The following is a 7,075-nucleotide window of genomic DNA, read 5'->3' as shown; positions in this document are numbered from 1 at the left end:
GGGGGAGCACTGGAGGGCGAGGTCGAGGGCGATCTCGAGGCCGAGGGTGTTGGCCTGTCGTACGAACCGGGTGAAGTCCTCGAGGGTGCCCAGTCGTGGGTGGACGGTGTCGTGGCCGCCTTCGGGTGAGCCGATGGCCCAGGGGACGCCGACGTCGTCGGGTGAGGCGTCGAGGGTGTTGTCGGGGCCTTTGCGGTGGGTGGTGCCGATGGGGTGGATGGGTGGGAGGTAGACGACGTCGAAGCCCATCGCGGCGATCGCGGGGAGGCGGCGGGCGGCGGTGGTGAAGGTGCCGTGGGGCTGTTCGGGGGTGCCCTCGGAGCGGGGGAAGAACTCGTACCAGGAGCCGTACAGGGCCCGCTCGCGTTCCACCAGCAGGGGCAGCGGGTCACTGCTGGTGACGTGCTCGCGCAGCGGATGCCGGGCCAGCACCGCGTCCACCTCCGGCGTCAGCGCCCCCGCCAGCCGGGTGGCGCAGGGCAGCGAGTCGTCGCGCAGCGTCCTGGCCGCGGCCAGGACCACGTCCTGGCCGTCGCCCCGCGGCACCCCGGCCGCCGCCCGCTCGTAGAGGTCGGCGCCCTCCTCCAGGACCAGTCCGGTGTCGATGCCCGCCGGGACCTTGATGCCGGCCGTCCCGCGCCAGGTGGCCACCGGGTCGCCCCAGGCCTCGACGCGATAGGTCCACTGTCCGGGGCCGTCCGCGGTGACCTCGGCGCCCCACCGGTCCATGCCGGGGGCCAGCTCCCGCATCGGCGTGAACGGCCCCGGACGCCCCTCGGGGTCCTTGAGCACCACATTGGCGGCCACCGCCTCGTGCCCCTCACGGAACACGGTCGCCGTGACCTCGAACGTCTCGCCCACGACGGCCTTCGCCGGCCGTCTGCCGCAGTCGACGGACGGACGGACGTCCCGTACCGGGACACGACCGATGGTCCTGGTCGTCTTCATGGGTCTTCGCACCTCCGCCGTGCTCGACGCCCGGGCGCGCGCCCGGGCGTGGGACCAAACAGCGGCGGGAAGGTCACTGCCTTCCCGCCGGGGAGCGCCGCCCGACGGCCGGCGGGCCCCGGCGGGCCGTGGCGGCCGGGCGGGGCCGGTCGTTCTGTTCCTGCAGATAGGTGATGACGGTGGTGCGCAGATACCGTTCGGCGGCGTCCGCCGCCTCCCGCGCGCAGCGCTTGCCCATCAGCACACAGAGCGTGTAGCCGGAGTCCTCGAAGGTGGCCCGCACCGTGTGGTCGGTGGGGGCCGCCAGCATCACGCGTTCCCAGGCCCGGTAGCGGCGCAACTGCCGGGCGACTTCGGTTCTGGCGGGTAGCAGCATGCGCCGTTCACCTTTCCGGGGCTCGATGGGGGCGCGTTGTCCCGACGGTCGGGCGGGACCGTACGCACAGATGCACGGCCCCGTAACGGCGATCGAGGTCTTCACACATGGTGCACGGACGGTGACCCGCCGTCTTGTTGGGTTTTCAATCACCCCGGAGGCCGCCTCGCGCCCCTCGCGTTCCCACTTGTCGCCCCTCGCGCCTCAGCCGTGCGCTCGTGTTGCACGAATGGACCAACCCCCTCACTCTGAAGGTGACTCAGAAGCGACACCCGCTCACGTTCCGTGTCCGGGGGCTCGCCCCGCGGGGGCGAGAAGGAGCGAGAGCTTCGCGGTGAGGAGCCGACGACGATGAAGACCGCAGTGCCCTGCTACTACCACCTCGACGTGGAAGTCAGCCCGGAAAAAGTAGGACAGGTCAGCCGCATACTGGCCGCTCACCTCCGGTTCTGGGACCTGGAGAACCTGATGGAGACCGTCTGCGGCGGCGCCGAGATGCTGCTGCGCGCCATCGCCGAGCACGCCGCCGACAAGAACACGTCGATCGAGATGTGGTGGAACGGCCAGCACCTCATCACGGCCGTCGGGGACCACAATCGCGCGCTGCGTCCCGACCAGGAGCTGCGCGGCTGTCTCGAGCACATCGCGGCGAGCAGCGACGGCTGGGGCTGCTGCGCCACCGAGACCGGCAGCAAGGTCATCTGGTTCTCGCAGCGCGCCCGTGCCGGCGCACGCGTCCCCCTCGTGCCCAAGGGCCCCGACCCCCGCGAGAGCGAGGGCCTGGACCTGCCCCGCGAGCTGAGCGTCGCCACGCTCACCGGCCGGGTACGAACACCGGGCGGCCTCCTGGAGGAGGTCCGATGACCCGGCGACAGACCCGGAAAGGGGGGCCCGCGTGGAGCGGGCGCCCCTACCCGCTGGGTGCGGCCTACGACGGCGAGGGCACCAACTTCGCGCTGTTCAGCGAGGTCGCCGAAGCCGTCGAACTGGTCCTGGCCGACGACGACGGGCGCCACCGCACCGTACGGCTCACCGAGGCCGACGGATTCGTCTGGCACGGCTACCTCCCCGGCATCGGCCCCGGACAGCGCTACGGCTACCGCGTCCACGGGCCGTGGGACCCCGCCTCCGGGGACCGCTGCAACCCGGCGAAACTCCTCCTCGACCCCTACGCCACAGCGGTGGACGGACAGATCGACAACCATCCCTCGCTGTACGAACGCGACCCGCACGGACCCGACGCGGCCGACAGCGCCGGCCACACCATGCTCGGCGTGGTGACCGACCGCGCCTTCGACTGGGGCGACGACGCCCCGCCCTGCCGCCCCTACTCCGACACCGTGATCTACGAGGCCCACGTCAAGGGCCTGACCCGTACCCACCCGGACGTCCCCGACGAACTCCGGGGCACCTACGCCGGACTGGCGCACCCTTCCGTGGTCGGGCACCTGACCTCGCTGGGCGTCACCGCCATCGAACTGATGCCGGTGCACCAGTTCGTCCAGGACGGTGTGCTGCAGGGCCGTGACCTGACCAACTACTGGGGCTACAACACCATCGGCTTCTTCGCCCCGCACAACGCCTACGCCGCCCACGGCACCCGCGGACAGCAGGTCACCGAGTTCAAGAACATGGTGAGGACCCTGCACGCGGCCGGGCTCGAGGTGATCCTGGACGTGGTCTACAACCACACCGCCGAGGGCAACGAGAAGGGCCCCACGCTCTCCTTCCGGGGCATCGACAACTCCTCCTACTACCGCCTGGTCGACGGGGACTGGCGCCACTACTACGACACCACCGGCACCGGCAACAGCCTGCTGATGCGCCACCCCTACGTACTCCAGCTGATCATGGACTCGCTCAGATACTGGGTCACCGAGATGCACGTCGACGGCTTCCGCTTCGACCTCGCGGCCACCCTGGCCCGGCAGTTCCACGAAGTGGACCGGCTCTCGGCGTTCTTCGACCTGATCCAGCAGGACCCGGTGATCAGCCGCGTCAAGCTGATCGCCGAACCCTGGGACCTCGGCGAGGGCGGGTACCAGGTGGGCAACTTCCCGCCGCTGTGGTCGGAGTGGAACGGCAAGTACCGGGACGCCGTACGGGACTTCTGGCGCGGTGAGGAGCACACACTCGGCGAGTTCGCCTCCCGGCTGACCGGCTCCTCCGACCTCTACGCGCACAACCGGCGCCGGCCCCGCGCCAGCGTCAACTTCGTCACCGCGCACGACGGTTTCACCCTGCGTGACCTCGTCTCGTACAACGACAAGCACAACGAGGCCAACGGCGAGGGCAACCGGGACGGCGAAAGCGGCAACCGGTCCTGGAACTGCGGTGCCGAGGGCGCCACCCGGGACCCGGCCGTACTCGAACTGCGCGCCCGCCAGCAGCGCAACTTCCTCGCCACGCTGCTGCTCTCCCAGGGCATCCCGATGCTCTCCCACGGTGACGAACTCGGACGCACCCAGGGCGGCAACAACAACGCGTACTGCCAGGACAACGAGATCAGCTGGATCGACTGGCGGCTGGACGACGAGCAGAGCTCCCTGCTGGACTTCACCCGCGGGCTGATCTCCCTGCGCGTCACCCATCCGGTGCTGCGCCGCCGCCGCTTCTTCCGGGGCGAGACGGTGAGGCTCGCGAACCAGCCGCTGCCCGACCTGGTGTGGCTGCTGCCCAACGCGCACGAGATGACCGACGACGACTGGCGGCGCTCCGACGCGCACTCGGTCGGCGTCTTCCTCAACGGCGACGCCATCGCCGAACCGGGACCCCGCGGCGGGCGCCTGGTCGACGACTCGTTCCTGTTGCTCCTCAACAGCCACTGGGAGCCGGTCCGCTTCCGGCTGCCCGACGCCTCCTACGGCGAACGCTGGACGGCCCTCATCGACACCGCCGACCCGGACGGCACCCCCGACGAGGCGGAACGCAAGGCCGGTACCACCCTCACCGTCGACGCCCGGAGCCTGGTGCTGCTGTCCCGCCCGTCCCGCACGGCGGAGTGACGGGCGGGCCCCGGGGAGGTCAGCGCCCCCGACGCGAGGTCACCGTGAACTGGGCACCCTCGTTGTCGCGGAGCACGGCCTCCCCGGGGCCCTCGGAGAGCACGCTCCCGCCGTGCCGTTCGGCGGCGCGGGCGCAGGCCGCCACGTCCTTCACCGCGAAATGCACCTGCCAGTGCGGCCGGATCGCCGGATCGGGGGCCGAGCCCAGCGCCCCCGACTCGATGCGTGCCACCACGTCCCCACCGGTGCGCAGCACCACTTCCTCGCCCTCGTAGTGGACCTCGCAGTAGCCGGGTCCTGAGGACCCCCAGTCGAAGACCTCGCCGTAGAAGATCGCGGCGTCGAAGGCGTCCCGGGTGTGCAGCCGGATGAACGCGGGCTGGGCCCGGTGCCAGGCGCGCCAGTCGCTGAACAGCTCGCCCTCCCACACCCCGAACGCCGCCCCGTCCCGGTCGGCCAGCAGAGCCGCACGCCCGGGCGGCAGGGAGAGGGGGCCGACCGCGGCCGTACCGCCGCGCTCCTGCACCCGGGCCGCGGCCTCGTCGGCGCTGCGCACCGCGAAGTACGGTGTCCACGCCACCGCCATCTGCCACATGCCGGCCACGGCTGCGATCCCGGCCACCGGCTCGCCGTCGGCCAGAGCGACCCGGAACCGGTCGCCGAGGCGCATGGCACGCCACTGCCAGCCCAGCACGGCACTGTAGAACTCCTCGGTCGTCCGCACGTCGCGGCTGGTCAGGCTCACCCAGCAGGGCGCTCCGTAGACGGAATGCGTCGAGAAGATCTCCGTCGCGGCGGAGGAGGGCATGTCGTGGTTCATGGCAGTGATGTCCTGATCTCGTCGGCCTGGCAGCCACCCGGATGGCACCAGTGTCAGCCGGACACCGGCCCGGGCGCCTGCCGGGTACCCCGGCGGCAGCCCCGAAACGGTGACCCCCGTACGCCCCCGGACCACCCCGGTGGCACAGGGCGGCACCAGTAGCGACGATGGATGGATCGGACACTGGGTGAAGGCACTCAAGCACTATGCGAACGCACCACGAGAGCGGCACACCGGACCCGGAGGTGACCATGACCACGGACGGGGGCGCGGACCGGATTCTGCAGCTGGAGGAGGAAGTGCAGCAGCTGAAGGACGCGGTCGTCTCGCACGCGGTGGTGGACCAGGCGATCGGCATGATCGTCGCACTGGGCAGGGTCTCGCCCGACCAGGGCTGGACGGTGCTCAGGGAGGTCTCCCAGCGCACGAACATCAAACTCCGCAGCGTGGCCGACATGATCCTGGTCTGGGGGCGCACCGGTCTGCTGCCGGCGGAGGTGCGCACGGTCCTGGGGGAGGTCCTGGACCGCCTCGGCCCCACCCGCCTCGGCCCCACCCGCCTCGGCCCCACCCGCCTCCCGGACACCCCGCCGGAGCGCTGACCCCTGGAGGCCGCCGGGGCGCTGACCGCCGGGCACGGCCGGAGTGCAGTCGCCGGGCGTGCTGACCGCCGGGTCCGGCGGGGTGCCGGCCGCCGGAACGGCTGGAGCGCTGATCGCCGGGCGCGGCGAGAGGGCCGGCGGGCGGGGCGGCGGGCGGGGCGGCGCCGCTGCCGGTCCCTCCGGCCCTCTCAGGGTGTCTCGGACCGCAGTTCGTCGCGGAGCCGGGCGAAGCAGCCGCTGAGGAGACGGGAGACATGCATCTGCGAGATGCCGAGCTGCTCGGCGATCCCGCTCTGCGTCATCCCCTTGAAGAAGCGCAGATAGAGGATGAGCCGCTCGCGTTCCGGAAGCGCCTCCAGACAGGGCCGCACCGCCACCCGGTCGACGACGGTGTCGTAGGCCGGGTCCGGGCCGCCGAGCGCGTCCCCGAGGGCGTATCCGTCGGTGCCCGGCATCTCGGCCTCCAGGGACAGCGCGGAGAAGCACTCCAGCGCCTCCGTCCCGGTGCGCACCTCGTCCTCGGTCAGCTGTGCGTACGCGGCGATCTCGGCGAGCGTGGGAGCCCGGCCCGGGGTCGTCTGGGCCAGTTCCTTCGCCGCGTGCCGCACACGGTTGCGCAGGTCCTGGACCCGGCGCGGTACGTGCAGGGTCCACATGTGGTCGCGGAAGTGGCGCTTGATCTCACCGGTGACGGTCGGCACGGCGTACGCCTCGAACGCGTTGCCGCGGGCCGGGTCGTAATGGTCGACGGCCTTCACCAGGCCGAGGGCCGCCACCTGGTACAGATCCTCCAGCGACTCACCGCGGCCCCGGAATCGGACCGCGATCCGTTCGGCCATGGGCAGCCAGGCGGTGACCAGCCGGTCGCGCAGCATGCGGCGTTCGGGCCCGTCGGGCAGTTCGGCCAGACGGGCGAAGTCCCCGGCCGTGTCGGGGGCGTCGTCGTGGGAGTGCGGCTTCCTGGGACTGACGGTACGCATCACGCGCACCTCCCTGAGCGGGTGCCGGATGGACAGACCTCGTGGGAAGCGGCGAGGCCACCGGGGAGGCCCGGGGCCGGCGGGCCGGTTCCCTCGGCGTGCCTCCTGTCCGAAGCACTGCACATTCCATTCCCCGTGCCCCGCCCTTTCAAAACGGCTTTCGTCATGCGCCCGCACCGCATTAAGAAAAGGGTACGTTCTGGAATCACGGGAATTCATTGCGTGAAATCCCGGCCGGCGGAGCGGTCCGCTGCGCCGGAGCCGCCCCGCGTCCGGCGTCGCGGAGTGCCGCGGATCGCTCCGCCGGTGATCACGGCGGCGGACGTGATGTGCGGCACTCCGCG

At 71.6% G+C, this 7,075-nt stretch carries 7 protein-coding genes; 3 read left to right on the top strand and 4 right to left on the bottom strand.

The window, feature by feature from the left end; translation table 11 throughout:
* Together HTV45_RS01700 and HTV45_RS01695 are read right to left on the bottom strand one after the other, a co-directional pair.
* Positions 1 to 948: maltotransferase domain-containing protein (locus HTV45_RS01700; protein ID WP_215203740.1), on the bottom strand; the 948-nt coding region annotated here is incomplete at its 3' end.
* Positions 949 to 1,021: 73 nt separating this feature from the next.
* Positions 1,022 to 1,324 (bottom strand): DUF5133 domain-containing protein, encoded by a 303-nt coding sequence (locus HTV45_RS01695; RefSeq protein ID WP_215203739.1) that lies wholly within the window; start codon positions 1,322 to 1,324, stop codon positions 1,022 to 1,024.
* A 351-nt stretch (positions 1,325 to 1,675) separates the two neighbouring features.
* On the opposite strand from HTV45_RS01695, the gene HTV45_RS01690 reads away from it, so the two are divergent.
* Positions 1,676 to 2,188: a pep a2 gene (locus tag HTV45_RS01690; RefSeq protein ID WP_215203738.1), complete on the top strand. Its 513-nt coding sequence runs from the start codon at positions 1,676 to 1,678 to the stop codon at positions 2,186 to 2,188.
* On the top strand, positions 2,185 to 4,329 hold the full coding sequence (gene glgX, locus HTV45_RS01685) for a glycogen debranching protein GlgX (RefSeq protein ID WP_215203737.1): 2,145 nt from the start codon (positions 2,185 to 2,187) through the stop codon (positions 4,327 to 4,329). The genes HTV45_RS01690 and glgX overlap by 4 nt, the downstream gene beginning before the upstream one ends.
* Before the next feature lie 19 nt (positions 4,330 to 4,348).
* On the opposite strand, the gene HTV45_RS01680 is transcribed toward glgX, so the two are convergent.
* The gene (locus tag HTV45_RS01680; protein WP_215203736.1) at positions 4,349 to 5,149 is read right to left on the bottom strand and encodes a VOC family protein; all 801 of its coding nucleotides are present in this window, start codon (positions 5,147 to 5,149) and stop codon (positions 4,349 to 4,351) included.
* A 245-nt stretch (positions 5,150 to 5,394) separates the two neighbouring features.
* On the opposite strand from HTV45_RS01680, the gene HTV45_RS01675 reads away from it, so the two are divergent.
* Positions 5,395 to 5,751: an ANTAR domain-containing protein gene (locus HTV45_RS01675; protein ID WP_215203770.1), complete on the top strand. Its 357-nt coding sequence runs from the start codon at positions 5,395 to 5,397 to the stop codon at positions 5,749 to 5,751.
* Positions 5,752 to 5,939: 188 nt separating this feature from the next.
* Here HTV45_RS01675 and HTV45_RS01670 read toward each other — a convergent pair whose 3' ends face one another.
* Positions 5,940 to 6,731: an RNA polymerase sigma factor SigF gene (locus HTV45_RS01670; RefSeq protein ID WP_215203735.1), complete on the bottom strand. Its 792-nt coding sequence runs from the start codon at positions 6,729 to 6,731 to the stop codon at positions 5,940 to 5,942.
* Positions 6,732 to 7,075: the final 344 nt, after the last annotated feature.

Origin of the sequence: Streptomyces sp. CHD11, from assembly GCF_018638295.1 — a bacterium.
Classification (GTDB): domain Bacteria; phylum Actinomycetota; class Actinomycetes; order Streptomycetales; family Streptomycetaceae; genus Streptomyces.
This window is presented reverse-complemented; position numbering and strand designations above follow the sequence as displayed.

Coding starts and splice junctions, on each gene's coding strand:
- HTV45_RS01670 (WP_215203735.1), bottom strand. CDS start 6,731: ATGCGTACCGTCAGTCCCAGGAAGCCGCACTCCCACGACGACGCCCCC.
- HTV45_RS01695 (WP_215203739.1), bottom strand. CDS start 1,324: ATGCTGCTACCCGCCAGAACCGAAGTCGCCCGGCAGTTGCGCCGCTAC.
- HTV45_RS01680 (WP_215203736.1), bottom strand. CDS start 5,149: ATGAACCACGACATGCCCTCCTCCGCCGCGACGGAGATCTTCTCGACG.
- HTV45_RS01690 (WP_215203738.1), top strand. CDS start 1,676: ATGAAGACCGCAGTGCCCTGCTACTACCACCTCGACGTGGAAGTCAGC.
- glgX (WP_215203737.1), top strand. CDS start 2,185: ATGACCCGGCGACAGACCCGGAAAGGGGGGCCCGCGTGGAGCGGGCGC.